Source organism: Candidatus Accumulibacter sp. ACC012, from assembly GCF_907163155.1.
GTDB classification, from domain to species: domain Bacteria; phylum Pseudomonadota; class Gammaproteobacteria; order Burkholderiales; family Rhodocyclaceae; genus Accumulibacter; species Accumulibacter delftensis.
Genome location: NZ_CAJQUC010000016.1, coordinates 33,712 through 60,481, shown reverse-complemented (window position 1 = coordinate 60,481; position 26,770 = coordinate 33,712). Strand labels below are relative to the sequence as shown.

22 protein-coding genes are annotated in these 26,770 nt (G+C 62.7%); 12 read left to right on the top strand and 10 right to left on the bottom strand.

Annotation, left to right across the window (positions count from 1 at the left end):
• Positions 1-379: 379 nt before the first annotated feature.
• The 9 genes from QZ648_RS16105 to QZ648_RS16065 form a co-directional block, all read right to left on the bottom strand.
• A complete protein-coding gene (locus QZ648_RS16105) occupies positions 380-1,891 on the bottom strand; it encodes a bifunctional aminoglycoside phosphotransferase/ATP-binding protein (RefSeq protein WP_291997668.1) in 1,512 nt (503 codons plus the stop codon).
• Positions 1,892-2,076: 185 nt separating this feature from the next.
• Entirely contained in the window at positions 2,077-2,994 is a 918-nt protein-coding gene (locus QZ648_RS16100; protein ID WP_169068028.1) for a fructosamine kinase family protein, read from the bottom strand.
• 33 nt (positions 2,995-3,027) lie between these two features.
• A complete protein-coding gene (locus QZ648_RS16095) occupies positions 3,028-4,089 on the bottom strand; it encodes a GGDEF domain-containing protein (RefSeq protein WP_291997667.1) in 1,062 nt (353 codons plus the stop codon).
• On the bottom strand, positions 4,086-6,266 hold the full coding sequence (locus tag QZ648_RS16090) for an EAL domain-containing protein (protein ID WP_291997666.1): 2,181 nt from the start codon (positions 6,264-6,266) through the stop codon (positions 4,086-4,088). The genes QZ648_RS16095 and QZ648_RS16090 overlap by 4 nt, the downstream gene beginning before the upstream one ends.
• A complete protein-coding gene (locus tag QZ648_RS16085; RefSeq protein WP_291997665.1) occupies positions 6,253-9,108 on the bottom strand; it encodes a response regulator in 2,856 nt (951 codons plus the stop codon). The genes QZ648_RS16090 and QZ648_RS16085 overlap by 14 nt, the downstream gene beginning before the upstream one ends.
• Before the next feature lie 34 nt (positions 9,109-9,142).
• Entirely contained in the window at positions 9,143-9,601 is a 459-nt protein-coding gene (locus tag QZ648_RS16080) for a rhodanese-like domain-containing protein (protein ID WP_291997664.1), read from the bottom strand.
• 228 nt (positions 9,602-9,829) lie between these two features.
• Positions 9,830-10,246: a methyl-accepting chemotaxis protein gene (locus tag QZ648_RS16075; protein ID WP_291997722.1), complete on the bottom strand. Its 417-nt coding sequence runs from the start codon at positions 10,244-10,246 to the stop codon at positions 9,830-9,832.
• Between the two features lie 189 nt (positions 10,247-10,435).
• Positions 10,436-10,681, bottom strand: a complete 246-nt coding sequence (locus QZ648_RS16070) for a hypothetical protein (RefSeq protein ID WP_169068019.1) — start codon at positions 10,679-10,681, stop codon at positions 10,436-10,438.
• Between the two features lie 13 nt (positions 10,682-10,694).
• Entirely contained in the window at positions 10,695-11,984 is a 1,290-nt protein-coding gene (locus QZ648_RS16065; protein ID WP_291997663.1) for an MATE family efflux transporter, read from the bottom strand.
• Positions 11,985-12,313: 329 nt separating this feature from the next.
• On the opposite strand from QZ648_RS16065, the gene QZ648_RS16060 reads away from it, so the two are divergent.
• The 4 genes from QZ648_RS16060 to QZ648_RS16045 are packed head-to-tail and all read left to right on the top strand — an operon-like array spanning position 12,314 to position 14,311.
• Positions 12,314-12,844, top strand: coding sequence for a septation protein A (locus QZ648_RS16060; RefSeq protein WP_169068021.1), 531 nt, complete (start codon positions 12,314-12,316; stop codon positions 12,842-12,844).
• 2 nt (positions 12,845-12,846) lie between these two features.
• Positions 12,847-13,149 carry a YciI family protein gene (locus QZ648_RS16055; RefSeq protein WP_169068061.1) on the top strand — a complete coding sequence of 101 codons (303 nt, stop codon included), beginning with the start codon at positions 12,847-12,849 and terminating at the stop codon, positions 13,147-13,149.
• A complete protein-coding gene (locus QZ648_RS16050; protein ID WP_291997662.1) occupies positions 13,146-13,463 on the top strand; it encodes a BolA family protein in 318 nt (105 codons plus the stop codon). The genes QZ648_RS16055 and QZ648_RS16050 overlap by 4 nt, the downstream gene beginning before the upstream one ends.
• 59 nt (positions 13,464-13,522) lie before the next feature.
• Entirely contained in the window at positions 13,523-14,311 is a 789-nt protein-coding gene (locus QZ648_RS16045) for a peptidylprolyl isomerase (RefSeq protein ID WP_169068297.1), read from the top strand.
• A gap of 145 nt (positions 14,312-14,456) precedes the next feature.
• Here QZ648_RS16045 and purL read toward each other — a convergent pair whose 3' ends face one another.
• Positions 14,457-18,527, bottom strand: coding sequence for a phosphoribosylformylglycinamidine synthase (gene purL / locus QZ648_RS16040; protein ID WP_291997661.1), 4,071 nt, complete (start codon positions 18,525-18,527; stop codon positions 14,457-14,459).
• 508 nt (positions 18,528-19,035) lie between these two features.
• Between purL and QZ648_RS16035 the strand changes: the two genes are divergently transcribed.
• The 8 genes from QZ648_RS16035 to QZ648_RS16000 all read left to right on the top strand — a co-directional run bounded on the left by QZ648_RS16035 (position 19,036) and on the right by QZ648_RS16000 (position 26,758).
• The gene (locus tag QZ648_RS16035) at positions 19,036-19,632 is read left to right on the top strand and encodes a PEP-CTERM sorting domain-containing protein (RefSeq protein WP_291997660.1); all 597 of its coding nucleotides are present in this window, start codon (positions 19,036-19,038) and stop codon (positions 19,630-19,632) included.
• A gap of 173 nt (positions 19,633-19,805) precedes the next feature.
• A complete protein-coding gene (locus QZ648_RS16030) occupies positions 19,806-20,168 on the top strand; it encodes a hypothetical protein (RefSeq protein WP_291997659.1) in 363 nt (120 codons plus the stop codon).
• Between the two features lie 139 nt (positions 20,169-20,307).
• Positions 20,308-20,496: a hypothetical protein gene (locus tag QZ648_RS16025; RefSeq protein WP_291997658.1), complete on the top strand. Its 189-nt coding sequence runs from the start codon at positions 20,308-20,310 to the stop codon at positions 20,494-20,496.
• A gap of 8 nt (positions 20,497-20,504) precedes the next feature.
• Positions 20,505-21,413, top strand: a complete 909-nt coding sequence (locus QZ648_RS16020) for a hypothetical protein (protein WP_291997657.1) — start codon at positions 20,505-20,507, stop codon at positions 21,411-21,413.
• A 437-nt stretch (positions 21,414-21,850) separates the two neighbouring features.
• Positions 21,851-22,216, top strand: coding sequence for a hypothetical protein (locus QZ648_RS16015; protein ID WP_291997656.1), 366 nt, complete (start codon positions 21,851-21,853; stop codon positions 22,214-22,216).
• Positions 22,217-22,904: 688 nt separating this feature from the next.
• Positions 22,905-24,248, top strand: a complete 1,344-nt coding sequence (gene ltrA / locus QZ648_RS16010; RefSeq protein WP_291997655.1) for a group II intron reverse transcriptase/maturase — start codon at positions 22,905-22,907, stop codon at positions 24,246-24,248.
• A 115-nt stretch (positions 24,249-24,363) separates the two neighbouring features.
• Entirely contained in the window at positions 24,364-25,323 is a 960-nt protein-coding gene (locus tag QZ648_RS16005) for a toll/interleukin-1 receptor domain-containing protein (RefSeq protein ID WP_291997654.1), read from the top strand.
• Between the two features lie 703 nt (positions 25,324-26,026).
• Positions 26,027-26,758 carry a transposase gene (locus QZ648_RS16000; protein ID WP_291997653.1) on the top strand — a complete coding sequence of 244 codons (732 nt, stop codon included), beginning with the start codon at positions 26,027-26,029 and terminating at the stop codon, positions 26,756-26,758.
• Positions 26,759-26,770 lie beyond the last annotated feature (12 nt).

Below are 26,770 nucleotides of genomic sequence, written 5' to 3'. Positions count from 1 at the left end.
TGCCTTTCGGAAGTGGGCCGGATGCCGTGATTCGGTTCGTCGATAGTCATCTTCGCGGATTTTGTCATGTGTTAATTCAGGGATTTGCAAGCCAAGAAAGCTTGTTAAGAGCCCTGCCCGTAGGTGGGAAGCTAGCTGCCGGCCGCTACTGTCCAAGGCGATCCGTCGCGAGACCCTGCTAGCGATCGCACCAAGCAGACGTATCTGAGTAGAAGCAAGAACCTTGCCACTTTTTCATCAATCAAGTGATTTCATTAAAGCAATGGCTTAGGGTTTTTGCATGTTAACGGCAAAAATGCCGTGTAAAATTTACCGACACTTTTGCCGCGTGCGAGTGCCATTTGCTGCTTCGATTGACGGCTTGCTGCCGATACTGCTTTCAAGCCTCCACCGCACTCTGCAACAGGCAGTTGCTTTCCTCGGCCGCGAGTGCTTCTATCCTGGCCAGCTGTTGCGTCAGTACGGCCAGTGTCGCCTCGGAGGCGTCACGACCTTTGCGCAGGCGGCCGAGGATGCGCGCGCGCAACACCGCTGGCCTTGCCTGTGGCGCGACGATAAAGAAAGCGACTGCCGCCTGCGCGGCCAGGGCTCGGAAGCTGTCGCGCCGGGCGCGTTCTAGAAAGGCGGCGTCGACGATCACCGACCAGTTGGCTGTCAGCAGCTCCTCGGCCAGTTCGTACAGGCGGCGGTAGGTCAGTTCGCTGGCGTTCCTGGCATAGAGGCCACCATCGACCGGCGAGCCACTGCGCGCGGCGGCGTCGAGGTCGAACAGGCGCTTGCGTTCGACGTCGGAGCGCAGGCGGAGCGTCGCCGCTGCGGGATCGTGCAGCAAGACTCGGCGTGCGGCGCGACTCTTGCCGCAAGCGGAGACTCCGTGGGTGATGATCAGTCGTGCCGGTGGCGGGTTGACCAGGCGTTCGGCGAGCGCCAGGTAATGGTTGGCGTGGCCGCCATCACTGCTCGTCTGCGTGGCCCGCAGCGCCGCCACTTTGGCGCGCACCAGTGCGCGATAGACAGCGTAGAAGCGCAGCACCTGCACGGCGTCGTAGTCGCCACTGCAGGACAGCCACTCGTTGAGCAGCCAGGCGGCCAGACCGGGCTGATCGTGGTCGAGGAGATCGATGAAGGTGAACGCGATCTCGCTGGCGACGTCAATCCAGCGCAGGTCTTCACTGAATTCGATGCAGTCGAAGAGGCGCACGCTGCCGTCAATCAAAACCAGGTTGCCCAGATGCAGGTCGCCGTGACACTCGCGCACCCGGCCGGCCGCTTTGCGGGCGGCGAAGCGGGGGGCCAGCCGCTCGAATTCGCGGTGCGTCCACGCGGCGAGCCGTGCCAGCCGTGCCTGTTCTTCGCGGCCTGGCAGCAGCGGTGCCAGCTCGGCGAAATTGGCGAGGGCCGGCGCCAGCACCTGCTCGGGTTCGCCGAAATGCGTGCCGGCCGGTGCCACTGCCGCCTGCTCGTGAAACTCGGCAATCGTGGCGGCCAGGGCGGACATCTGTTTCGCATGCAGTTTTTGGCGTCCGCACAGGCGATCGAGTCGACCTGCTTCCGCGAAGCGGCGCATTTTGACGGCGAACTCGATGGCCTCGCCGCTGCCGCCGATCTGCGGGTCGGCCGCCGTGCCGGCAATGGCGACGACTTGCAGGTAGAGGTCTGGCGCGAAGCGACGGTTCAGGCGCAGCTCCGCCTCGCAGCAGGCTTGGCGCTTGGCGAGCGTGCTGTAGTCGAGGAAGGGCAGGAGCACCGGCTTCTTGATCTTGTAGGCGAAGGCTCCGGCCAGGAGCAGCCATGAGGCGTGCGTTTCGATGACTTCGACGCCGCTTGCCGGGTCCGGATAGCGGTCGGCTTCGAGCAGGGCGGCGATCAGCGGGGGGGGCACTTGCGGCATTTTTCAGTCCTTGTGTGCGCGTCGCAGGGAGGCGCTGCGCAGTTCTTGCGGCGACCACCTCTGCGGCGCGCAGCCAATCGCCAGCAGCCCGTTCGTGGTCGGGTCACTGATCGGCGTGCTGCCGAGCAGGCAGTTTGCGGCGGCTGTGGAGGGCATGTGCGCGATTGGCGTCAGTGCGGCGGCGATCAGTGGCCGACTTCGGCCAACAGCGAGGCGATCATCGCTTCAGCCTGGCGCAGGTAGCTGCTGCCGAACAGGTGCAGGTGGTTGAGTACGTGGTAGAGCTGGTACAGCGTTCGCCGCTGTTGGTAGCCGTCGGGCACTGGCCAGGCCTCGCGGTAGGCGGCGTAGAAGCGCTCCGGAAAGCCGCCGAACAGTTCGCTCATTGCCAGGTCGCATTCACGGTCGCCGAAATGTACTGCCGGGTCGAACAGCGCCAGCATGCCCGTTTCGTCGATGGCTGCATTGCCGGACCACAGGTCACCATGCAGCAGGCTGGCGCTTGGCCGATGATCGGCGAAGAGGGTGGCAAGATTCTCCGCCAGCCGTTCACCGTCGGTGATCAGTCTGCTGCGGTAGCCAGCAGCTGCGGCGAGTGCAAGCTGTGGCTGCAGTCGCTGCGTGGCAAAGAATGCCGGCCAGCTAGTCCGTCCGGTGTTCAGTTGCGGTGTGCTGCCGATGAAGTTGTCGCGGTGCCAGCCGTACTGTGGGCCGCTGATGCGATGCAGTGCGGCGAGCGAGCGGCCCGCCGCCGCCACCTGCTCGCCTTCTCGCAGAGCGTGCAGGTGCAGGTGTTCAAGGACCAGGTAGGCCTGCCCGCCAGCGCTGCCGTGGCCGACGACGCGTGGCACGCGCAGCGCCGAACAGGCCGCCAGTGCCCGCAGGCCGTCTGCTTCGGCGACGAACATGTCGAGCAGGCTGGCGTCATTCAGCTTGACGAAGCAGCGCCGCTGGCCGCTCCCGACCAGCAGCGTGCGCGAGATCGAAGCACCGCCAATCGGTGTAGCGGCGTCGATCGCGGTGGGCTGTGCTTCGCTGTCGCCATCAATCAGCGCACGCAGCGCGTCGCCCAGCGCAGCATTCGTGGCCAAGCTCGATTTCATGTGCTTCCCGCCAGGGCCGAGGCTGGCGTCAGCTCACTTGTTGACCACGGCAGGCTGCGGGCGCGGTGCCAGATTGACACGATTGCGACCCTCGCCCTTGGCCGCGTAGAGCGCTTGATCGGCGCGTGCGATGAACTCTGCGGCCGACTCGCCAGCGACGTAATCGGCGATACCGATGGAAACGGTAATCTTGCCGATCAAGAGTTGCTTGCCGCCGCCGGTCTTGATACGGCTGGCAGCGACCAGCGCGCGCAAGGCCTCGGCCAGGCCGACGGCGCCGCCGCGCGGCGTTCGTGGCAGGATGACGGCAAACTCTTCGCCACCATAACGAGCAGCTGTGTCCTTGCCTTTCACGTTGGCCCTGAGCATTTCGCCGACGCCGGCCAGCACCTTGTCGCCGAACAGGTGACCGTGGGTATCGTTGAGCCGTTTGAAACGGTCCAGATCGATCATCAGCAGGCATGGTCCGGGGCCGGAAGGGATGTTTTGTTGCAGGCTGGCGGCCAGGGCCAGATCGAAGCCCCGGCGATTGGCCAGCCCGGTCAGGCCGTCGACCAGGGCTTCTTCGCGGGCACGCGCGACCTCGTGTCGCAGCTCCTGCGCTTCACGACTGCTGTTCTCCAGGCGCGCCTGCAGGTCCCCGATCGCCTTCTGCATGTCGCGTGTACCGCGTAGGATCTCGGCGAGACCGGGTGGCGGCGGCTGTGCCCCCTTGGCATTTGTCGGGTGCTGCAGCGTCTCGCCCCAACGTTCCAGCGAGTCGCTGTAATGTGAGGCCTGATCGCCGGCATGAGTTGCCGAGTCGGCGACCTGGTCGACCAGATGGCCGACGCTGTCGCCGATACTCAGCGCGGTTTTCGAGTCCAGGTCGGCGACGTGTTTGTAATACAGCGCGCAGGCGGTGGGGTCGTCGAGCTTGCCTTCCGTCGTGAGGCACGCGTCGAGCGCTATTTGCAGGTCGCGATTGATGCCCGACACATATTCGTACCAGATCGCGTAGCTGAACGGGTGCAGGCCGGCCTCCTGCTGGCCCATCCGTTTCACTGCCTGGCGCAGAAACTCGGCGCTTTGCGCGAAAGTGTGCTCGTACCTCATTGTTGTTCTCTCTTGTCCGGTTGGTCTGCAAGCTGTCTTTGCAATTTGTCGTCTGCCCGGGTTGCTTGCGGCGGCAGTTCGATGCTGCCCTGTCGCAGCAGCTGCTCGACCTCGCCGGGTGGCCGCGGTCGGCTGAACAAATAACCCTGCATCTTCGGGCAGTTGGCCTGGCGCAGGAATTCAAGCTGCGCGTGGGTTTCGACACCTTCCGCGATCACCTCCAGCCCGAGGCTGTGCGCCATGGCGATGATGGCGGTGGTGATGCCGGCATCATCGGCGTTGTCCGGCAGGCCGCGGACGAAGCTCTGGTCGATCTTCAACATGCCGATCGGAAAGCGCTTGACGTACGACAGCGATGAATAGCCGGTGCCGAAATCGTCGATCGAAAAATGCACGCCGAGTGCGCGCAGACGATGAAAGCCGTCGATTCGTCGGGCCTCCGGCTCCATCAGAATGCTCTCGGTCAGTTCCAGTTCGACCTGGCTGGGTTCAATCCCCGTCTCGGCGATGATTGTCGCAACCGAGCCCAGGAAGTCGTGCGTGCGCAACTGGCGGGCTGAAACGTTCACCGCCACTCGTGGCGTCGCCAGACCCATCGCCTGCCAGCTGCGCAACTGTTGGCAGGCGGTGCGCAGCACCCAATCGCCGAGGGCGACGATCAGACCACTGTCTTCGGCGACGGGAATGAACTGTGCCGGCGAGACCAGGCCGTGTTCCGGGTGCTGCCAGCGAATCAGCGCCTCGAGGCCGACGATGCTGCCGTCGTCGGCGCTGACCTGTGGCTGGTAGAAGAGGCGAAACTCGTCGCGCTGCAGGCCCTTGCGCAGGTCGTCCTCGAGCCGGATGCGAGTCATCGTCTGGGCAGTGAGCGACCTGTCGTAGAGCTGCCAGTTGTTGCGGCCCTGGTCCTTGGCGTGGTACATCGCGGTATCGGCGTGCTTGAGTAGCGTCGCAGCGTCATCACCGTCTTCCGGGAAGATGGCGATGCCGATGCTGGCGGTGACGGTGATATCCTGACTGCTGATCCTGAAAGGTCGGGTGAGGAGCGCCTGCAGGCGTTCGGCGACCATGCTGACCGTCTGAGTGTTCTCGAGGTCGGGCAGGACGACCGTAAACTCGTCGCCGCCCAGGCGGGCGAGGTGCAGACCGCCTTCTACCAGGGCCGGCCGGGTGACCACGTCACCGGCGCGCAGCTTTTCTTTCAGTCGTGCGGCGACGGCCTGCAGAAGATAGTCGCCGGCGCTATGCCCGAGGGTGTCGTTGACCCGCTTGAAACCGTCGAGATCGAGGAACAGCAGCGCCACCTGACGCCGTGCGCGGCTTGCCCGCAGCAGTTCCAGGTCGAGCTTTTCGAGAAAATTCTCGCGGTTGGGCATACCGGTCAGGGTGTCGAAGTATGCCAGGCGCCTTATTCTCTCGTCGCTGCGCTTCTGCAGGGTAATGTCACGTACGACCATGACCACTGCTTCCGGGCCACACGGTGCGATGCGGCCTTCGTAGTGATGGACGCCGTCGGGCATCGTCAACTTGTACACCACGGACTGCAGGTCGCCGTGCTCGCTGGCGCGCTCGACGCCAAGCAGAATGACCGCGGCAACGTCGCTGGGCAGGACTTCCGACAGCTTGCGGCCGAGAAATTCGTTCGCCGGGACATAGGGCTCGGCGCCGAAACCTGCCTTGTAGTCGAGGTGGACTCCGTAGCGATCCATCAGGAAGATCATGTCAGGCATGGCGCGCACGATCGCTGCCTGCTTTTCCTCCAGTTGGCGCAACTGTCGCGCCTCCTGCGCCGAACGCAACACGTAGCGCGCCCGGTGGCCGAGAATCGGCCAGTTGATCGGCTTGGAGATGAAGTCGTTGGCACCCGACTCGTAGGCCTGGTTGATCGACTCGATATCATCCATGCCGGTGACCATGATCACCGGCAGCTCGCTCATGTCCCAGCGTTGGCGAATGTGTCTACAAACGGCAAAGCCATCGACTCCCGGCATGTCGACGTCGAGCAGGACCAGCGCAGGCGGTGGCCCAGCCAGTAGTTCGATCGCTTCTTCACCGTCGGCCGCGATGCTGACTTCGAAGTCGAACTGCGCCAGCGTCTCCTCTTCGAGCATGCGCATCACAGGGTCGTCGTCGACGATCAGGACTCTCGGTCGTGTGGCCGCCTCAGGCAGCTGCATGGTCTGGACTTTCGGCAAGGATGGTCGCCAGTGAGGCGAGTACGCGCGGGATCTCGAATTCTACTACTTCGAGCAGTGGCTTCGCGCCGTCCACGGTTTCTTTGCGAGCGAGTGTTTCGAGTTCCCTGCATAGCGTTGCCAGTTGTTCGGCGCCGACATTTGCGCTGCTGGATTTCAGCGCATGCGCGGCCTTGCGCAAGGTTTCGGCGTCGCCTGCTGCGGCAGCAGCGCGCATCTGCGCGAGACGCCGGGGCGTATCGGCCAGGTAGGCGCCGACCACCTTGTTGACCAGCGCGGCACCATTGGGTCCTGGCAAGCGGCGGATGGCGTCGAGTGCGCGCGGGTTTATCGGCCCCTCGCCGCTCGCGGCGGTCGTCTGTTCGGCCGTGACGGGTTTTGCAACGGGCGTTGCCGACGGAGCGGCTGGGGTCTCGGTGCTTGCCAGCGGCAGCCAGCGCCGCAAGGTGGCGAGCAGGCGCTCACGCGAGAAGGGTTTGCTCAGGTAATCGTCCATTCCCGCCGCCAGGCAGCGCTCGCGGTCACCGTCGACGGCGTTGGCGGTGAGGGCAACGATCGGCAAGCGGCCGCGCAGGCGGCCGTCGCCCTGCCGGGCACGGATCTCGGCGGTGGCCTCGAAGCCGTCCATTTCGGGCATCTGGCAATCCATCAGCACGAGGTCGAAAGCTTCCTCCTGTAGCCGTTCGACGGCCAGGCGGCCGTTGTCGGCCAGGCTACAACGCAGCCCCAGCGACTCGAGCATGGCCAGGGCCACCTGCTGATTGACCGGGTTGTCTTCGGCGATCAGGACGCGGCCGACCAGACTGGTGGGTCCGTCGTCGGCGAGCGAGTGTGGTGATTGCGGCGAGTGCACCGAAAGCAGGGAGCGCTCCTGTGTACCGGCCAGCGACGGTTGCGCCATCGCCGTGGCGATGGCGTCGTAGAGGTCCGACTGGCGCACCGGCTTGCTGAGGTAGTAATCGATTGGGGCCTGCCGCCGGCGCGCGTGATCGTTGGCGATGCTCACCGACGACAGCATCACCAGTGGCAAGCCTTGCCAGCGGGTTTCCGTTTTGATCGCCTGGGCGAGCGTAAAGCCGTCCATTTCAGGCATGTGCAGATCGAGGATGGCGAGGTCGAAAGGCGCGCCGCTCGCTTGCTGCAGGGTCTGCAGCGCCTCGCGTCCGCTGGCCGCATCGGTGGTGTGCATTGACCAGCCGGCGAGCTGGTGGGCGAGAATCTCACGGTTGGTGGCGTTGTCATCGACGACCAGCACGCGCAAGCCGCGCAGGCGTACGGCCATATCGACTACCGCGCGCGCGTGCGCATCCTGCTTGAGCAGCGGGATCTCGAACCAGAACAGTGTGCCGCGTCCGGGCTTGCTGTGCAGGCCAATCTCGCCGTCCATGGTCTCGACCAGGCGCTTGGCGATAGCCAGGCCCAGGCCGCTGCCGCCGTACTGGCGGGTGGTCGAACTGTCGGCCTGGATGAAGGCGCTGAACACGCGCTCCTGCGCCCGCTGGTCGATGCCGATGCCGCTATCCTCGACTTCGAAGCGGAAGCGGGCCTGCGCGGCATTCTCTTCGCGCAGGGTGACGCGAACGACGACCTCGCCATCGGCGGTGAACTTGATCGCGTTGCTGACCAGGTTGGTCATGATCTGGCGGATGCGTACCGGATCGCCACGCACCGCCACCGGCAGGTCGTGCGGCACGCTGCAGGCCATCTCCAGGCCCTTGCTCTCGGCCGCCTGGGCGAACAGGCAGCCGACGTCCTCGACCAACTGACGGAGGTTGAAATTGATGCTTTCGATCTCCAGCCGGCCGGCTTCGATCTTCGAGAAATCGAGGATGTCGTTGATGATGTTCAGCAGATGCTCGCCGGACTGGTAGACGGCGTCGGTGAAGCGGCGTTGCCGGGCGTCGAGCGTGGTGCTGCGCAGCAGTTCGGTCATCCCGAGAACGCCGTTCATCGGGGTGCGGATCTCGTGGCTCATGGTGGCCAGGAACTCGCTCTTGGCGCGGCTGCCGGCTTCGGCCTGCTCCTTGGCCTGGCGCAGCTCGGCGGTGCGCAGCTCGATTTCGTTCTCCAGGACATCGCGGTGCGCCGCCAGGCGCTGCTCGCGATCCTCGATCTGTTCGAGTATGACGTTGAAGCCCCTGGCCAGGGCGCCGATCTCGTCATTCGACTCGATCGCCGCGTGCGCGCCGTAGTTGCCGCTTTGCGAGACCTCGCGTATGACTCCGACCAGGCTTGATATTGGCCGCATGATGCCGCGGTAAGCCCAGACGAAGGTCGCCAGCAGAGCGAAGGTCATGAACACCACGCCGGCTGTCGCCAGACTGCGCAGACGCTCGGCCTCGTCTTCAGCCGACGCCCTGGCAGCGACGCGCAGTTCGTCGAGCTCACGGCTCAACAGTTCGGCCTGGCTGATCAATCTGCCGAAGGCGATCATGGCTTCGTCGTTGTCGGGTCCCGGCAGGCGAATTGCCAAAAAGCTGTCGACGCCATCGCGGAACTCTCGCCAGCGGGGCTGCAAGACGCTTGTGAGCTGCACTTGCTGAGCCGGGTCATCGCTTTGCGTAATCAATGTTGGCCACGTTCGGGCGAAATTGCGCATGTTCTCGGCGACCAGCCGCCGGGGGGCAGCGGTGCCTTCGGTGAGGACCGTCTCATGAAGCCCGCGCAAGGCCAGCTGCAAGCTGATGAACTGCTCGGCAGCGGCATCGGCCATTGCCGATTTGCGTTCGATTGTGCGATAGCCGTGCACCACCGCCGCGATCAGAAAGCTGACCATGGCCAGTGAAAGCAGGACGATAGCGAGCAGCCGGGCACGTAGCGTCATGGGCGTCCTTGTCACTGACAGCGCGTCGCGCCGCTTACTCGACCGGTAGACCCTTTGCTGTCCATCCGGCAAAGCCCTCGCGCATCCAGAGTACGTTCCTGTATCCCGCCCTGGCCGACAACACGGCCGCCTTGTAAGACTTCCAGCCTTGCGGGCCGTGACTGTAAATGATGATCGTGGCGTCCTTGTCGGCCGGCAACTTGCTGAGGTCGAACGAGTCCTGCGCCGCGTCGAAGTCGGTCGCGAACTCGCTTTTTTCCTTGTAAGCGAGGAGGGTGGCACCGGGGACGTGGCCCTTGCCGAAGTTGAGCGCGTTGCGGGTATCGAAGAAGCGGGCTGCTTTCGTGTAGAGCAAGCTCCTGGCTTCGCCGACGGCGATGATTTTTGCGTTGTTGATGGTGGTCGGCGTGTCAGGCCTCGAATCGACAGCGCTGCTCGGCGTGCTGGCGAGGGTCAGGGCAGCGACGAGGCTTAATAACAGTCTTGCAAACAAAGTGATTCCTCCTGCAAGGGGTAAAAAAATTATGTCGCGGCCATGGTCTTGCCGCGATTCATGTCATGGAACGGCAATCTGAGCGGAAACTTTATGGCTAGATGCAGTGGTCTGCGCGCTTCGCTGCCGGATTGGCGCGGGTCGGTGTGTGGAGCGGACCCGGACCATCCCTACTCCTGGCCGCAAGGGGTAGTGGGCCAGGCGGGGAAAAGTGCCGTGCGGGCGTATTCACCTGCGGAAGACGCCGACTGCAGCGGGCAGCTCGTTGGCCATCGTTTTCAAGTCTGCCACCGCGACGCTCGAAGCCTGTACTGCACCGAACTTCTCCTGCGCGAGGTCGGCGATGGCTTCGACGTGCCTGACAATCGGCGCGCCGCTTTCCTTGCTTGCCGCCGCTGCCTGTGCGATCACATCGACCACGGTGATCACCTGCAGGCCCGTGCTGCACACCTGCGCCATCGATTCCCCGGCGCGGGCGGCTTCGATGGCTGCGTTCAGGGCAAGCAGATTGGTCTGTTCCGCAATCTGCTTGATCGCGGCAACGATTGCGCCGATCTCGCGCGAGCGCCGGTCGAGGCCATCGAGTTCGTCGGAAACCGCGCTTACCGCTTCGGCTGTTGCCTGCATTTCCTGTGCCGTCTGCATCACGATCTGGCCACTGCCGTCGCTTCGCCCGATGAATGTTCCTGCCGGGCCGATCCGGTGCGCACGGACTCCGAGGTTTCGGCGAGGGGTATTGCCGAAGCCTTGATCTTGGCCTTGAAGTCGAGCTCAGCGGCCACAGCCTGAGAGGAAGCGAACCAATATGGTTGGCGCTTGTGGCGGATCGCTGAATTACGCGTCGCCTGGAGCCCGGTTTTTTGAACTTCTGCCCAATTCCTGGCTGGCCACCGCCATGAACAGGGAATGGGACCAGAAACCCGGATAGTCGAAAGCGACGCACGAGCCCTTGAGAGACTGGTCGACCAGCAAGCAGGCAATTCGCAGGTGGCCACGGCCGGTGATGATTGGCGCACGGGCTGTGCATGACATGGCGGGGTCGGCAAAGGGCACCATGATGGCTAAGCTGCCGGCGATCATCCGGCAGTGGCGGCTACGCCTTCACCGCTTGTACGGCGCGCCGCAGCAGGTAGCCGAGCAGAATCGACGCCAGGGTCAGACCAAGCAGCGAGGCCAGCCAGAAGCCGGCGGCGCCCATTGCCTGTCCGGCATGAAAGGCTAGCCACCAGCCACCGAACAGGCCGACGCCCCAGAAGCAGAAGACGTGTACCAGCATCGGCACGAACGTAATCTTGTAGCCGCGCAGGGCGTGCGCGGCAATTGTCTGTACGGCGTCGAAGACCTGGTACAGGGCGACGTAGCCGATCAGCGCCAGGGCCACCGCCTGTACCGCCGGATCGTCGGTGTAGGCGGCGATCAGCGGCTTCGCGATCAGCCACAGCAAGAGGCCGAGCAGCGTCGACAGCACACCGGCAAGCAGCAGTCCGGCGCTGATCGACAGTTCGGCCCGCCGCCAGTCGCGTGCACCGGCGGCATGTCCGACCTGGGCCAGCGTGGCGATGGCCAGCGCCAGTGGCAGCATGTAGCAGATTGCGGCGAGGTTGGCGACGATGCGGTGACCGGCGACCACCGTCGCGCCGAGTTGGGCGACGAACAAGGCCATCAGCGTGAATGAGGAAATCTCGACGAAGCTCGAGAAACCCATCGGCAGGCCGAGACGCAGCAGTTCTGCCAGCGGGCGGCGGCGTGGCAACTGCCAGTCGGCGAGCAGCTGGTAAGGCTGCAGCGCCTTGGCGAAGAGCAGGTAGCCGGCAGCAGCGAGCATCGAGAACCAGCCGACGACGGCGTTCGAGACGCCGCAGCCAAGGACGCCGAGCGCTTCGCCGCCCCAGCGCCCGGTGACCAGAAACCATGCCAGCAGCGCGTGCAGGAGGGTGCTGGCGACGCTGATGACCAGCAGTGGGCGGGGTTTTCCGAGGGCGTTGCAGAAGGCGTGGAAAGTTCGGTAGAGGAGCACGCCCGGCAGTCCGACGGCGAGCAGGCTGAGGTAGGCGCGCGCCTTTTCTTCGACGCCCGGGTCGATCCTCGAGAGCGCGAACAGCGGCTCGGGGTGGAGCAGGATCAGTACGCCGGGGATGGCCAGCAGCAGCGCCAGCCAGAAGGCCTGCTGCAGGGTGCCGGCGATCTCCTGCTCGCGGCGGGCGCCGCGCAGGTGGGCAACGCTTGGCGCGACGGCCTGCAGGATGCCGGCGAAGGCAAAGAGCACCGAGATGTAGATGCCGCCGCCCACGGCCACCGCCGCCAGATCTTCGGTCCCGTAGTGGCCGAGAAGGGCGGTGTCGATGATCATCATGCCCATCGACGTCAGCTGCGCGATCAGCATTGGCGTCGCGTGCGCGACAATCAGGCGGGACTGCTGGGCGAGCATCGGTGGCGGAAGCGAAGAGGGCCGCCAAGGCTACCCGATTTTTCCCGCGCGCGGGTCGGCGGCGGCCGCCATGCGGGTTCGTGGCGATCATTCGCGTGCTCGCCAAAAGACCGCCTGAGTGAATGAACGAAATGAACGCGCGAGTGAATGCCTTGGCGAGGCTTTGCCCGGCAGCCGGGAGGAAGGCATCGAGCGGCGCAGCGAAGGGCTGCGATGATCTTCCGAAAATGGACAGCTGCGCCGCAAATCGGCCATAATCTCGGGATATTTTTGCGGCGTTCCTGATGAAGTTTCTCTTCGACCTTTTCCCGGTCATCCTTTTCTTCGTTGCTTACAAGCTTGCGGACCTTTATGTCGCGACCGGAGTGGCGATCGCTGCCACTTTTGCGCAGATCGCCTGGCTGTTGTTCCGGGGCCGCAAGATCGACACCATGCTCTGGGTCAGCCTGGTGGTGATCACCGTCTTCGGAGGAATGACCCTGCTGCTGCACGATGAAGCCTTCATCAAGTGGAAGCCGACCATCCTCTACTGGGGGTTTGCCGCGATCTTGCTGGGTGGCGTGCTTTTTCGGCGCAAGAACCTGATTCGCATCCTGATGGCCGGGCAGATGGATCTGCCGGAGGCTGCCTGGGACAAACTCAACTGGGCCTGGATGGGATTCTTCGTATTCATGGGAATCATCAATCTGCTGGTCGCTTTCAATTTCTCGACGGACGACTGGGTCAACTTCAAGTTGTTTGGTGCCACTGGCCTGACGCTGGTCTTCGTGCTCGCGCAAGGTTTGCTGCTGTCGAAACATATCGAGGAGAAATAATGATGCTTTACGCCATCGTCGGTGAAGATCGCCCGGACTCGCTCGCCGACCGTCTCGCGGCCCGGCCGGCGCACCTCGACCGTCTCAAGGCGCTGCAGGCAGAAGGCCGCCTCCTCCTGGCCGGTCCCTTTCCAGCGATCGATTCCCCGGATCCCGGGCCGGCTGGCTTCTCGGGCAGCCTGATCGTTGCCGAGTTTTCCTCGCTGGCAGCGGCGCGCAGCTGGGCTGATGCCGACCCCTACGTGGCCAGCGGCGTCTACCAGGCGGTCAGCGTCAAGCCGTTCAAGAAAGCGCTGCCGGCGTGAGCGATCAGTATGCGGCCGCTGCGGCTGCCAAGCGCGAAGCGGTCATCCAGCAGCGCCTGGCCGTGCTGCTTCCGCAGCGTTGCGAACTGATCGACGACTCGGCTCGACACGCCGGTCACGAAGGTGCCCGCGGCGGCGGCGCCCACTATCGCTTGTTGATTGTTTCGCCGGCCTTTCTCGGTCACAGCCGTGTCGCCAGGCACCGCATGGTTCATGAGGCCCTTGGCGATCTGCTGCGCAGTGCGATTCACGCCCTGAGCATCAGGGCGATGACTCCCGAGGAAGCGGCCTTGACGTCGGCGATCGATTCCTGATCGCGCTTGTTTCACCCCCCCAAAGAATTCAAAACTCACACCCACAGAAGGACACAGACATGCACAACCTCTCCAAGCTGGCTAGCGCACTGCTGCTCGGCGCCATGATTTCCTTGCCGGCGGTGGCGGCCAAGAGCGGCACCCTGGTGACCGTAAACGGCGTCGCCATTTCCGACAGCGTCGGCAACGCCTTCCTGGCCGAACAGGAAGCCCAGGGCACCGCCGCGACGCCCGAGCTGAAGAACGCCATCAAGGAAGAACTGATCCGCCGCGAATTGCTGGCTCAGGAAGCCAAGAAAATGGGCCTCGACAAGCAGGCCGATGTCGCTGCCCAGGCCGATCTGGCGCGGCAGGCAATTTTTATCCGCGCCTTCATCCAGGACTACATCAAGAAGCACCCGATCAGCGACGCGCAGCTCCAGGCCGCGTATGACCGCGTCAAAACCCAGATGGGCGGTACCGAATACAAGGTGCGCCATATTCTGGTCGAGCAGGAAGCGGATGCCAAGCAGATCATCGTCAACCTCAACAAGGGCGACAAATTCGAAACCCTGGCCACGCAGTCCAAGGATCCCGGCTCACGCGAGAAAGGCGGCGACCTCGGCTGGAGCAGCCCGGCCAACTACGTCAAGCCTTTCGGCGAGGCGGTTACCGGCCTGGCCAAGGGCAAGTTTACCGAGACGCCGGTGAAAACCGATTTTGGCTATCACGTGATCCTGCTCGAGGACAGCCGTCCGCTGACCCCGCCGCCCTTCGACCAGATCAAGCAGCAACTGGCGCAGCGTCTGCAGCAGGAACAGATCCAGAAACTGGTCATCGATCTGCGCGCCAAGGCGAAGATTCAGTAAGTCGCCTTTGTCGTATGTCGTAGGCAATGAGAAAAAGGCGCCGGCTTTGCCGGCGCCTTTTTCAATGGTGGCAGCCATCTGAAAACGATGGCGGACTGGCCCGCGCTGGCCATCCCGGCATATCTGGATACGTCACACGCCTGGCTTAGTCAACCCAGCGCCGCGCGTTGCGGAACATGCGCAGCCAGGGTGAATCGTGCCAGCCGCGCGCGTCCCAGTCGGCGGGGCGCCAGGACATCTGGACGCTGCGGAAAACGCGTTCGGGGTGCGGCATCATGATCGTGAAACGGCCGTCCGCAGTGGTGAGAGCGGTGATGCCGGCCGGTGAGCCGTTCGGGTTGTCCGGATAGCGCTCGCTCGGCTGCCCGGCCGGGTCGACGTAACGCATCGCCACCAGCGCGCGCGCCTGCTCCTCGGCCGAGGCAAAAAGCGCGCGTCCCTCGCCGTGCGAGACGACCACCGGCAGCCGGCTGCCGCCCATGCCGGCAAAGAAGAGGGATGGCGACGCGGGCACTTCGACCAGCGAAAAGCGCGCTTCGAACTGCTCGACGCGGTTGCGCTCGAAGCGCGGCCAGGCGTCGGCGCCGGGAATCATTTCCTTGAGCGCGCTCATCATCTGGCAGCCGTTGCAGACGCCGAGGGCGAAGCTGTCCGGGCGGGCGAAGAATGCCGCGAAGCTGTCGCGCGCACGCGCGTTGAAAAGGATCGTTTTTGCCCAGCCCTGGCCGGCACCGAGGACATCCCCATAGGAAAAACCGCCGCAGGCGACGGCGCCCTTGAAATCGGCGAGGGTGACGCGGCCGGAGAGGACGTCGCTCATGTGCACGTCGATGGCGGCAAAGCCGGCGCGATCGAAAGCGGCGGCCATTTCGACGTGGCCGTTGACCCCCTGTTCGCGCAGGATCGCCACGCGCGGGCGGGCGCCGCTGTTGATCATTGGCGCCGCGACATCGTCGCCGGGGTCGAAGCTCAAGCTCACTGACAGGCCGCTGTCGGCGGCGTCGAGAATGCGGTCGTAAGCCTGCTCTGCGCATTCCGGGTTATCGCGCAACTGCTGCATGCGGAAACTGGTTTCCGACCAGGCGCGTTGCAACTCGACGCGCGGTTCGGCGAGCACTGCTTTGGCATTGCGGATGATGCGCACCTGGTCCCAGGGATTGGGCGCGCCGATGAACTGGCTGCAGGCGCCGAGCCCGGCGGCACGCAGGATAGCCATCACCGGGCTGCGTTCGGCGCGGCGAATCTGTACCACGGCGCCCAATTCCTCGTTGAACAGGGCGCCCATCAGCCGCTCGAAGGAACGGCCGCCGAGCAGGTCGGGGCGTTTCTCGTTGCCATCGACGTCATTCATCAGCGGGTCGTAGCAGAGACTGTCGGTATCGATCGAGACGCCGCAGTGCGCGGCGAAAGCCATTTCGCAGATGGTGGCGAAGAGGCCGCCGTCGGAGCGGTCGTGGTAGGCGAGGAGCAGGTTTTCGCTAGCCAGCTTGCGGATGGCGCCGAAGAAAGCCACCAGGCGGGCCGGGTCGTCGACATCCGGTGTTTCACTGCCGGTGGCGTTGAACACCTGCGCCAGCGCCGAACCGCCGAGGCGATTGCGGCCAGCCCCGAGGTCGATCAGCAGCAGGTCGGTGTCGCCGACATCGAGCACCAGTTGCGGAGTCAGCGTGCGGCGCGCATCCTGCACCCGTGCGAAGCCGGTGACGATCAGCGACAAGGGCGAGACGACCTGTTTTTGCGCGCCGGAATGCTGGCCCGCTTCTTCGTCGGTTTTTTCGTTTCCTGCTTCCTGCCAGGCGCTGCGCATCGACAGCGAATCCTTGCCGACCGGGATGGCGACACCGATCTGCTGGCAGAGGTCGGAGACCGCACGCACGGTGTCGAACAGGCGCGCGTCTTCGCCCGGAAAACCGGCGGCGGCCATCCAGTTGGCCGACAGCTTGACGCCAGCGAGCGCGGCGATGTCCGCCGCGGCGATGTTGGTGAGCGCTTCGCCGACCGCCATGCGCCCTGAAGCCGGCGCATCGAGCACTGCCAGCGGCGTACGTTCGCCGATCGCGAACGCTTCGCCGAGATAGCCTTCAAATGCCATCAGCGTCACCGCCACGTCGGCGCAGGGTATCTGCCAGGGTCCGACCATCTGGTCGCGCGCGGTCAGGCCGCCGACGCTGCGGTCGCCGATGCTGATCAGGAAAGTTTTGTCGGCCACCGCCGGCAGGCGCAGCACGCGAGCGGCCGCTTCCCTGAGATCCACTGCGGTGGCGTCGAAAGGCACGCTCAGTGGCGGCAGATGCGTGGCCGTGCGTGTCATCCGTGGCGGCTTGCCGAGCAGCGCCTCCATGTCCATATCGACCGGCTGGTTGCCGAAATGGCTGTCGGCAACGACCAGGCGCTTCTCGCGGGTGGTCACGCCGACGACCGCAAAAGGGCAACGCTCGCGCTCGCAGAGGGCGCTGAATTCGGCCAGGCGCTCGGGCGCGATGGCCATCACGTAACGTTCCTGCGCTTCGTTGCACCAGATCTCGGCCGGTGACATCCCCGGTTCCTCGATGTTCACTGCGCGCAGTTCGAAGCGCGCGCCGCAGCCGGCGCCGTGCGCCAGTTCCGGCAGGGCGTTGGAAATGCCGCCGGCGCCGACGTCATGTACCGAGAGAATCGGATTGCCATCGCCGGGGGCCGAAGCGTCGCCGGTGGGGGCGCCCATCTGCCAGCAACGGTCGATCACTTCCTGCGCGCGGCGCTGGATTTCCGGGTTGCCGCGCTGCACCGAGGCAAAGTCGAGATCGGCGCTATTGCTGCCGGTGGTCATCGAGCTGGCCGCGCCACCGCCGAGGCCGATGAGCATGCCGGGGCCACCGATCTGGATCAGCAGGCTGCCGGCAGGCAGAGTTTCAGACTTGAAGGACTGGCTGGCGGCGATACTGCCGACGCCGCCGGCGAGCATGATCGGCTTGTGGTAGCCGCGCAGCAGGCGACTGCCCGGGCTGTCGGCACTGCCGGTGAACTGCTCGTAGGTGCGGAAATAGCCGGCCAGGTTCGGGCGGCCGAACTCGTTGTTGAAGGCGGCGGCGCCGATCGGCCCTTCGAGCATGATGGCCAGCGGCGAAGCGATGCGCGCCGGGCGGCCATAGGCGGCGGATTCGGCTTCCCAGGGTTGCAAGGCCTTCGGGATGTTGAGGTTGGAGACCGAGAAGCCGCACAGGCCGGCTTTCGGCTTCGAGCCGCGGCCGGTGGCGCCTTCGTCGCGAATCTCGCCGCCGGAACCGGTCGCCGCCCCCGGAAAAGGCGAAATCGCCGTCGGGTGGTTGTGCGTCTCGACCTTGGCCAGGATGTGCGTTAGCTCCTCGTGCCAGACGTAGCGAGCATCGGCGCCAGGGTGGAACAGCGGCACGCTGGCGCCTTCGATGACCGAGGAATTGTCCGAGTAGGCGACGACGGTTCCCGCCGGGTGCGCCTGGTGTGTCTCGCGAATCATCCCGAACAGCGTTTCGCTGCGCGCCTGCCCGTCGATCACCCACGCAGCGTTGAAGATCTTGTGCCGGCAGTGCTCCGAATTGGCCTGCGCGAACATCATCAGCTCGACGTCAGTCGGATTGCGCTGCGCTTTCAGGAAAAGTTCGACGAGGTAATCGACTTCGTCGTCCGACAGCGCCAGGCCCAGGCGCGTGTTCGCTGCGGCCAGCGCGGCGTGCCCGCCTGCCAGCAGATCGACACGGGTCAGCGCTTGCGGCGGGAAGTGGCGGAACAGTTCCGCGCTCTGCGCGAAGTCGTCGAGCACCGTTTCCAGCATGCGGTCGTGGAGCAGGGCGGCGATCGTCGCCCGCTCGGCAGCCGACAAGGTGCGCTTGCCGGTATCGAGCCGGAAGGCGATGCCGCGTTCGATGCGTTCGACGGTGAGCAGGCCGCTATTCGCGGCGATGTCGGTGGCTTTCGACGACCACGGCGAGATGGTGCCGACACGTGGCGTGACCAGGAACAGTTCGCCGCCGCCAGCGGCCGCGGCCGGCTGTTCGCTCTGCTCTGCCAGCAGCACTGCAAGTTGCCGCCGCTCGCTGTCGCTCAGCGCGCTGCGCAGGGCGACGAAGTGCCAGTAGTCGGCAGCGGCAATGCGTATTCCGGGGACGCCAGGAACGGCGGCCGCGAGGCGCTGCTGCAGACCCTGCAAGCGGAAAGACGAAAACGCGGCGGCACCGCGAAGAAAAAGGATATCGGCCATGGCGGGCGGGCTGCAGAGAAGGGCAGGCAAAGCTGCGTGCGGAAAGGACGCCAGGAAAGATCGGCGAGGAGCCGCGATTATAGCCGACCGCGGAGGGGCTCCGACTGTCGCGGCCGGCGGCCGGCGCGTTGTTCAAGGCCGGGCCCCGCCATGCCGGCGAACACCGCGCCGCTTTGCAAGACTTGACACGGCTTTTGCTGTTTTTTGAGGCCAGCCGGCAACGGTGCTCTACCGGGAAGGGCTGGTTCAGGTCGATGGCAGCCGCAAGGGCCGCGGCTACGCCGGCCGCCTCCAACTGTAGACCGGAAGCCCCTTGCCATTCCTGAGAAGTCATGGCTGCTTGTCGGAATATTTTACATTCATCAACTGTTTAGATGTTCTTGCCTGGCCGACCGTTCACATGGCACTAATTTAATATCATTTAATTTGATGCGTCGTTTCTGGCCCCAATTTTGCTTTACACGGTTCGGAGCGTCTATGTCGTCAAACGTAACCGACTTGTAGCCAAGTGATTGCCGAGTTCAACGAGATCGGTAGCAGTAGTTTTTCAGGGATGGCAGACGTGATCCCACTTCGATTCAATTTTTGTCAGGAGATACCCATGTTGAACTCATTTTCCGCTATGCGAACCGGCTTGGCGATTGCCGCGACGATCGCCTGCAGCAGTGTCTTTGCCGCACCGACCTATGTAGGTAGTTGGGAAGTGGACGACGGTCCAAGCTGGACGGTCGTTCCGCCTTCGTACACCGGCCAGGAAGCCGCGGCTCTCCTGTTTGGTGGCGCCGCCTCTGATTACGTGATTTCGACGATCGACAGCCTTGTTGCGAACATCGACCACTTGACCTGGGTCAGCACCTGGGGCGGCGCTTGTGGCGGTTCATTTCCTTGTGGAACAAAGGTTGCTGAAACTTTCGAAGTCAGCACCGGCGGCTTGTATGCGACCCCCGGCGACACCTCGGCCTATGTCAGTGATTGGGCGACAGGAACGGAATACACGAACTACGCGTTCAAGGTTGACGCTGTAGTACCAGAGCCTGCCTCTCTGGCGTTGCTGGGTATCGCTATCGCCGGGTTGGGCGTGACGCGCCGCCGCAAGACGGCCTGAACTGGTAAATAGGCGGGCAGTTCCTTGAGCGCTCTGGCGGGGTCGCCGCCAATCCGCTCAAGGACGCGCAACAGGTCGCGAAGCTGCTCAAGAAGCTGCGTATCGAGCAGACCAGATCACGCTCGCGTCATAGCAAGGACAAGGAGGCCTTGGCCGAGAGCAAGAATGCCAGCGTGGTGCGCAAGCACAGGGGCCATGAGCAGATCCGAAAGTACTTCGCACAGCGGATCAATGCCTTCTATCAGAAAACCTTCAATGCGTGGCTCAAGCTGCCGCGCCCCTGCCTGTTCGCCACCGCGGTCGTCAGCCCCAAGGGCAAAATCGTCAAGCGTTACCGGCACGAGGACGTGAAAACTCCCCTGGAGTGCCTGGCCCAGCTGTACGACAAAAACTTGCTTCAGATGAACCCCGGGGTGACGCTGCTGGCCTTGCAGGCACAAGCACGCTCACAAACCGACCTGGCCGCTACGCAGGCCATGCAACGCGCCAGGGGCAGCCTCTTCGACAGCTTTGACAAAGCGAAGCAGCGAGCCTGACGGCGCCCCCAATCCCCTGCCGCCCAGGTTCCGCGATTCAAACTGAATAGATAGTCGGAAGGCCGCGCCAAGCCTTGATCTTGGATAGAGTGATGTTATCGAGACAGTCACCTATTTGGAGAAGAAAGGAGGCGGGGCGATGGGGACTCTGGCACAAACGGTGCTTCCATTCAAGGTTGAAGCAACGGAAGAACGGCTGACGGCGAATGCCGGGCTGGTGCTGTTCGGGGAGTTTGTACGCGGCGTGGGATTAAATCGCTGGTTGGGCGCGGAGATGCCCCAGCCCAGCCCGGCAGTCGGCGTGGCTATCAAGCCAGTGCCTACGTGACGCCGCTGGTGCTGATGCTGACCGGCGGTAGTCGTTCGTTGGAAGACCTGCGTACGCTGAAGAACGACACGGCCTTGAGCCATCTCCTCAAGCAGTGCGTGTTGCCGAGCACCGACGCGGTAGGTGACTGGCAGCGTCGCACGGGTGCCGGTGAAGGACTTGCCAGGCTGGATCGCATTAACCGACGCGTCGTCGCGACACGGCTTCGTCAGACCGGCCTTACCGCACACACGTTGGATGGTGACGCTTCCCAGATCGTCGCCGAAAAGGAAGTCGCGCAGTTCACCTACAAGGGAGAGCAAGGCGACATGCCGATGATCGGCCATATGGCTGAAGCCGGTATCGTCAATTACTGCGAAGACACCGGCAAGATCTTCGCCATCGGCGGACGGCTGGATGGTCCGACGCAACAGGCCATTGCCGGAATCCCCGGAGCCAATTGGAAGACCTACGCCGACTGCGCCGTTGCCGAGACGCTACACGGTATGAACGAGACCAGGAAAGCGTTTCGTCTGATTGTCGTCAAATACAAGCGACAGGCTGAACTGTTCGATGACGCGCCGAAATATCACGTCATCGTCAGCAACCGCGCCGAATCGACCGCAGACACCCTGATCTGGCAGCGGAAACAGGGGGACGCACCACCAGCGGAAACAGGGGACGCACCACGGTTTTTGCGGAGCCAGGATCGTATTCACGACGTCCAAAACTCGGTTCTAAACCGTGATCTGTCCCCGAATCTCCGCGCGAATCTCCGCCCCGAATCTCCGCGCGAATCTCCGCCCCGAATCTCCGCCCGAATCTCCGCAGGCCCCGACCAACTCGCTGACAGCTCGCGCCGGCAAGAGCATGGTCGCTGCCGCCCACCAGCAAACCCATGCCGGCCGGGCCGATTGCAAGGGTCGGAGCTTCCCTGACGAGTCGGGATGCTTCCACGAGGCGTCACGATGCTTCCCGGATGCGTCGGGATGCTTCCCGGATGCGTCGGGATGCTTCCACGAGGCGTCACGATGCTTCCATGATGCGTCGGGATGCTTCCATGAGGCGTCACGATGCTTCCATGATGCGTCGGGATGCTTCCATGAGGCGTCACGATGCTTCCCTGATGCGTCACGATGCTTCCATGATGCGTCGGGATGCCTCCCGAATGCCTGCGGCCGCCTCCCTGGTCATGCAGTGGCCGATTCGGCAGGAGAGATTGCCGGCACGGATCAAGCTGTGCGCATTATCAGCGGGCCCGGTGGCCGCTGCGCGCACGCGCCACGAAACGTGTTGACAATTTTGGCGGCCCGGTCCTAATCTCTTCTCCGAGGGTAATCCGCTCCTCGGCAACTTCACCTTCCGGGAGAAAAAAATGGCAAAGAACGAGAACGTTCGTCTGCAGGCAGAAATACTCCAGGCGGATGAAAGAGCCTTCCTGGCGGTCAAGGCGACCACCGATTACAGCCCGGCCAACCCGGCCTACAGTTTCGCCACCCTGGCCGCCAAGAACGAGGCCCTGCACGCCGCCCAGGAAGCCGAGCTGCGCGCCGAGAACGCCTTCAACGCCGCGCGCGACGCCAGCGTTGCCATCCAGTGGGAGTATCACAATCTCATTCTCGGCGTCAAAGACCAGGTCATCGCCCAATTCGGCCCCAATTCCGACCAGGTCGCCTCGCTGGGCCTGAAGAAGAAATCCGAGCGCAAGTCACCGGCCCGCGCCAAAAAACCTGCCGCGTAGATCGGCGCCTGTGATTTGGCACGCGTTCAGCATGGCGGGAAACAGTGGAGGCGGGAAACAGGGGGGAAACAGCGGACGCACCACGGTTTTCCGGAGCCAGGATCGCCTTCACGACGTCCAAAACTCAGCTCTAAACCGTGATCTGTCCTCGAATCTCTCTATAGGTGAACTAGTAACTATCTTGAACGCGCAAGTGCATCCGAGTGCGAGGGAAGCCTAACCAATCCATGGAGCGAACGTCCAGCGGGCTGCGCCCGCTGTCCGCCGCTCATGTCAAACGTGTGCGCCGGGCATGGCGCGTTACTTCGTAGGTGAAAGTCCTATGGCCAGGTTTTCGCAGAGCCGAAGGCAAGGAGAAGGGCAAGGGCGTCGTCGTGAGGCGGGGTCTGAAGGAAGCCCAATCCAAAGCTGCGGGGCGATGAACAAAAACCGGATATGAGGCGTGATGCATCCGGGGCGAGCGGGCACGTGACCGCGAAGCCCTCCATCTGCGGTTGGGGTGCATTTTGTAAATCCGGCGTCTATGCAGCGAAGGTGGCGCGTCTTACCCCGGGAGATCTCCCCGGTGCTTCGGAACACTGAAGCTGGGCATCTGGAAACGGACGCTGAATACCGTGGAGAAGTCAGCCGAGGGCATAGTAGGTGGGCTGCCCCCACTGAAGGCCCGAACGATGAAAGGCGAAGGACCATGACAAAGAGAAACGGGAGCGCACCTGACCACCTGCAGACGCAGGCTGCGGCGACGCCGCAGGGTGAACTCGTCGCTGGATTGTCAGGGACACCTGAGTCGATTCACAACCCAGCGTTGCTGGCCCAGGTCCTTGACCGAGCCAATCTGCAACGCGCCCTGAAGCAAGTGCGCCAGAACAAAGGCGCGCCAGGCATCGACGGCATGAGCGTCGATGCCCTGCCGGAACACCTCCGACACCACTGGCTGGAAATTCGCGCACAACTGGAAGCGGGCAGCTATCGCCCGCAACCGGTCAGACGTGTGGAAATCCCGAAGGCTGGCGGAAAGACCCGCCCGCTGGGCATCCCGACGGTGTTGGACCGTTTCATTCAGCAAGCCATCGCGCAAGTTGTCTGTGCGCAGTGGGAACCGCACTTTCATCCACACAGCTACGGATTTCGCCCACAGCGCTCGGCCCATCAAGCCGTTCGTGAAGTACAGGCGAATATCCGGGCAGGCTACGGCTGGGTGGTTGACATGGACCTGCAAGCCTTCTTCGACCGAGTCAATCACGACCGCCTGATGGCGCGGCTGAAAAGTCGCTGTCCGGACGCCGATCTGTTGCGGCTGGTCAATCGCTTCCTGAAGGCCGGCGTGAGCGTGGGTGGCAAAATTGAGCCCACGTCCATGGGCGTCCCGCAAGGCGGGCCGCTCTCGCCGGTGCTGGCCAACGTGGTGCTCGATGAACTGGATTGGGAACTGGCTCGGCGCGGCCACCGCTTTGCCCGCTATGCCGACGATTGCAACATCCTCGTCAAAAGCAAACGCGCCGGCGAGCGGGTGATGGCCAGCGTGACACGCTTTGTCAGCGACACACTGCGACTCACAGTGAATCCGCTGAAGAGCGCGGTCGATCGACCCAAGAACCGCAAGTTCCTGGGTTTCACGGTTAGCCGCAACGGCGCCAAGCTCAAGGTGGCCGATCAGGCCATCGACAAGCTCAAGGACCGCTTGCGGGAACTGACCCGTCGTACGCGAGGCACCAGCATTGGCGCACTCGTCGCGGAGCTTAGAGAAACCCTGCTTGGTTGGAAAGCGTACTTCGGCATTGCCGAGGTGCTGAGTCCTCTGCGCGAGATCGACAAGTGGGTACGACGCAAGTTGCGCTGCTATCTCTGGAAACAGTGGGGGTCGTCTGGCTATCGGCAACTGCGCCAACGTGGCATCTCGGTCCGCGAAGCGTGGAACACCAGCAAGTCGGCCCATGGCCCGTGGCGGCTGTCCAAAACACCGGCTCTGTCCATCGCGCTACCATTGCGCTTCTTCGAAACATTGGGACTACCCAGCCTTGCGCCACGGTAGGAATTCAATTCATCGAACCGCCGGATACGTGACCCGTTCGTCCGGTGGTGTGGGAGGGGGAGGCCGTGAGGCTTTCTCCTATCCCGATTAGCCGTCGGAATCAGAGGACCTATCGATGTGGGACGCATTTATTAGCCATGCGAGCGAAGACAAGCCAGAATTCGTTCGCCCACTCGCTGACGCTCTTGCTAAATATGGCCTAGCAGTATGGTACGACGAGCTTTCACTATCAATCGGCGATAGCCTTAGCCGCTCGATCGATAAAGGACTGGAGAATAGTAATTTCGGCATTGTAGTATTGTCGCCAGCCTTCTTTAGTAAGAATTGGCCGGAGTATGAACTGCGCGGCCTCATTGCAAAGGAAGCCCACAGAGGAAAAGTTATACTTCCGGTCTGGCATAAACTTACCCAGCAGGATGTGCTTACTTATAGTCCAACGTTAGCTGATAAGTTCGCGATCGCAACTGATACTCGTGGAGCAGATCAAATCGCAATCGAACTCATCAAGGTAATCAGGCCAGACGTATTTGCCAAAATTCACAGAAAGCTTCAGTGGGAAGAGCAGCTACGCAAAGCCAAGTCGCTAGATATTGACGTCGACGCCATTAAGATCGGACCGATCATACATGAAAGCCTTTCCAATTCACTACTCGGACGAATTAGACTACTTCGCGCAGCCCTTTGGGGTGCCCATACCCATTCAATGAAGACTTGGGTTGATGGATTCAGACACGATATGAATCCGGAACAGGAGGTCGAATGGTGGGAGCATGTCGCCGCGTGCTATCTCGAATTTATAAAGTCCAGGTCTCTCACTCCCCAGCAGATTGAAGCCGCCTTCTCATTCATCTTTTTCAGCTGCAACGGTGAAAAACCTGAGGACTTATCGCAATATGCGGTGTTATTCGATAGCACGGACCTTGAGCTACTAACCAATCTCCAAAAATATAGATATCCTTTGCTCGATGTGAAGGAAGAACTGCCAAAGAAGACCACAAGACTATCGAATGAAGTCTACCGAAAAATACGTGCCGTTCAAATTGATGGCATACCATCTTCACCCAGCGACCGCTAACCCGCGGCTCAACCGTAAAAAGAAAGGGTAAAACGAAAGGGGCCAGGGTCGAATGCAAAAACGAAAAAACGAAAGGGGCCAGGGTCGAATTAAATGCAAGTCAATACCCTAACTCTGTGCTCCAACGGACGCTGCGCAATAAAGCCGCGCAGCGCTCCTGAGCTTTCACGTTAGCCATATCTCCAAGACTATCCGCAATGCCAAGAATTAAAGGGGCCAGCAAGAATTAAAGCAAGAATTAAAGGGGCCAGGGTCAAATAATAAAAGTAATAAAAGGGGCCAGGGTCGAATTGAGCAATAAAAAGGGCCAGGGTCGATTTAGATGCTAATCCACGTTGAGATGCAAGACTAGAGGTGACACTTGAAATCTACCGTTCACATTGAAACTTCAATGGAAGAAATGGGCCAAGGTCGAATTAAATGCAAGTCAATAGCCTAACTCTTCGCTCCAAGGGACGCTGCAGAATTAAAGGGGCCAGGGTCGAATTAAATGCAAGTCAATAGCCTAACTCTGCGCTCCAACGGACGCTGCGCGATCAAGCCGCGCAGCGCCCCTGAGCTTTCACGTTGGGCGTGCGAGGCCAAATCATGACCCCAGGCGGCCGTGGCCGAGGGTAAAGGGGCCAGGCTCGATTTAGAAGGTAAAGAGAAGGTAAAGGGGCCAGGCTCGATTTAACTGGAAGAACCTGCTATCCTCAACGACATGCCCCGTCGTCCCCGCATTCATCTCCCAGGTTTTCCCCTGCACGTCGTTCAGCGGGGACATAACCGCGACGCCTGCTTCTTCGCGGAGGAAGACTACCTCGCCTACCGCGAATGGCTGGGCGAGGCGTGCCAAGCCACCGGTTGCGCGCTGCACGCCTACGTCCAGATGACCAACCACGTGCACCTCTTGCTGTCTCCGCCGGAATCCGAGGCTGTCCCCCGGCTGATGATTTCGCTGGGCCGGCGCTACGTGCAGTACATCAACAAGTCGTACCGTCGCACCGGCACCTTGTGGGACAGCCGCTACAAGTCTTCTCTGGTGCAGGCCGATTGCTATCTACTCCTTTGTCAGCGCTATATCGAACTCAATCCCGTGCGCGCAGCGATGGTCGATGACCCGGCGCACTATCGCTGGAGTAGTTATCGGACGAACGGACTGGGGCAGAGTGACTCATTGCTGACTCCGCATGCGGTGTATTCCAGTCTGGGCGCAAACGAGGCTGACCGGCTGGTGAACTATCGGTCCTTGTTCCGCCCGGAACTGGATACCGAGGCAATCAGCGACATCCGCATGGCCTTGGATCAGGGACAGCCGCTCGGGGATGCTCGGTTTATCGACAGCATCGAACGGGCCACTGGACAGCGGCGCGAAATTCGCCCGCGGGGTCGGCCGCGGAAGGCAATGCTTGAAGAAACAGGACCACAGGACCAGAAGTCACTTCATATGTGAATGTGAGGCTGG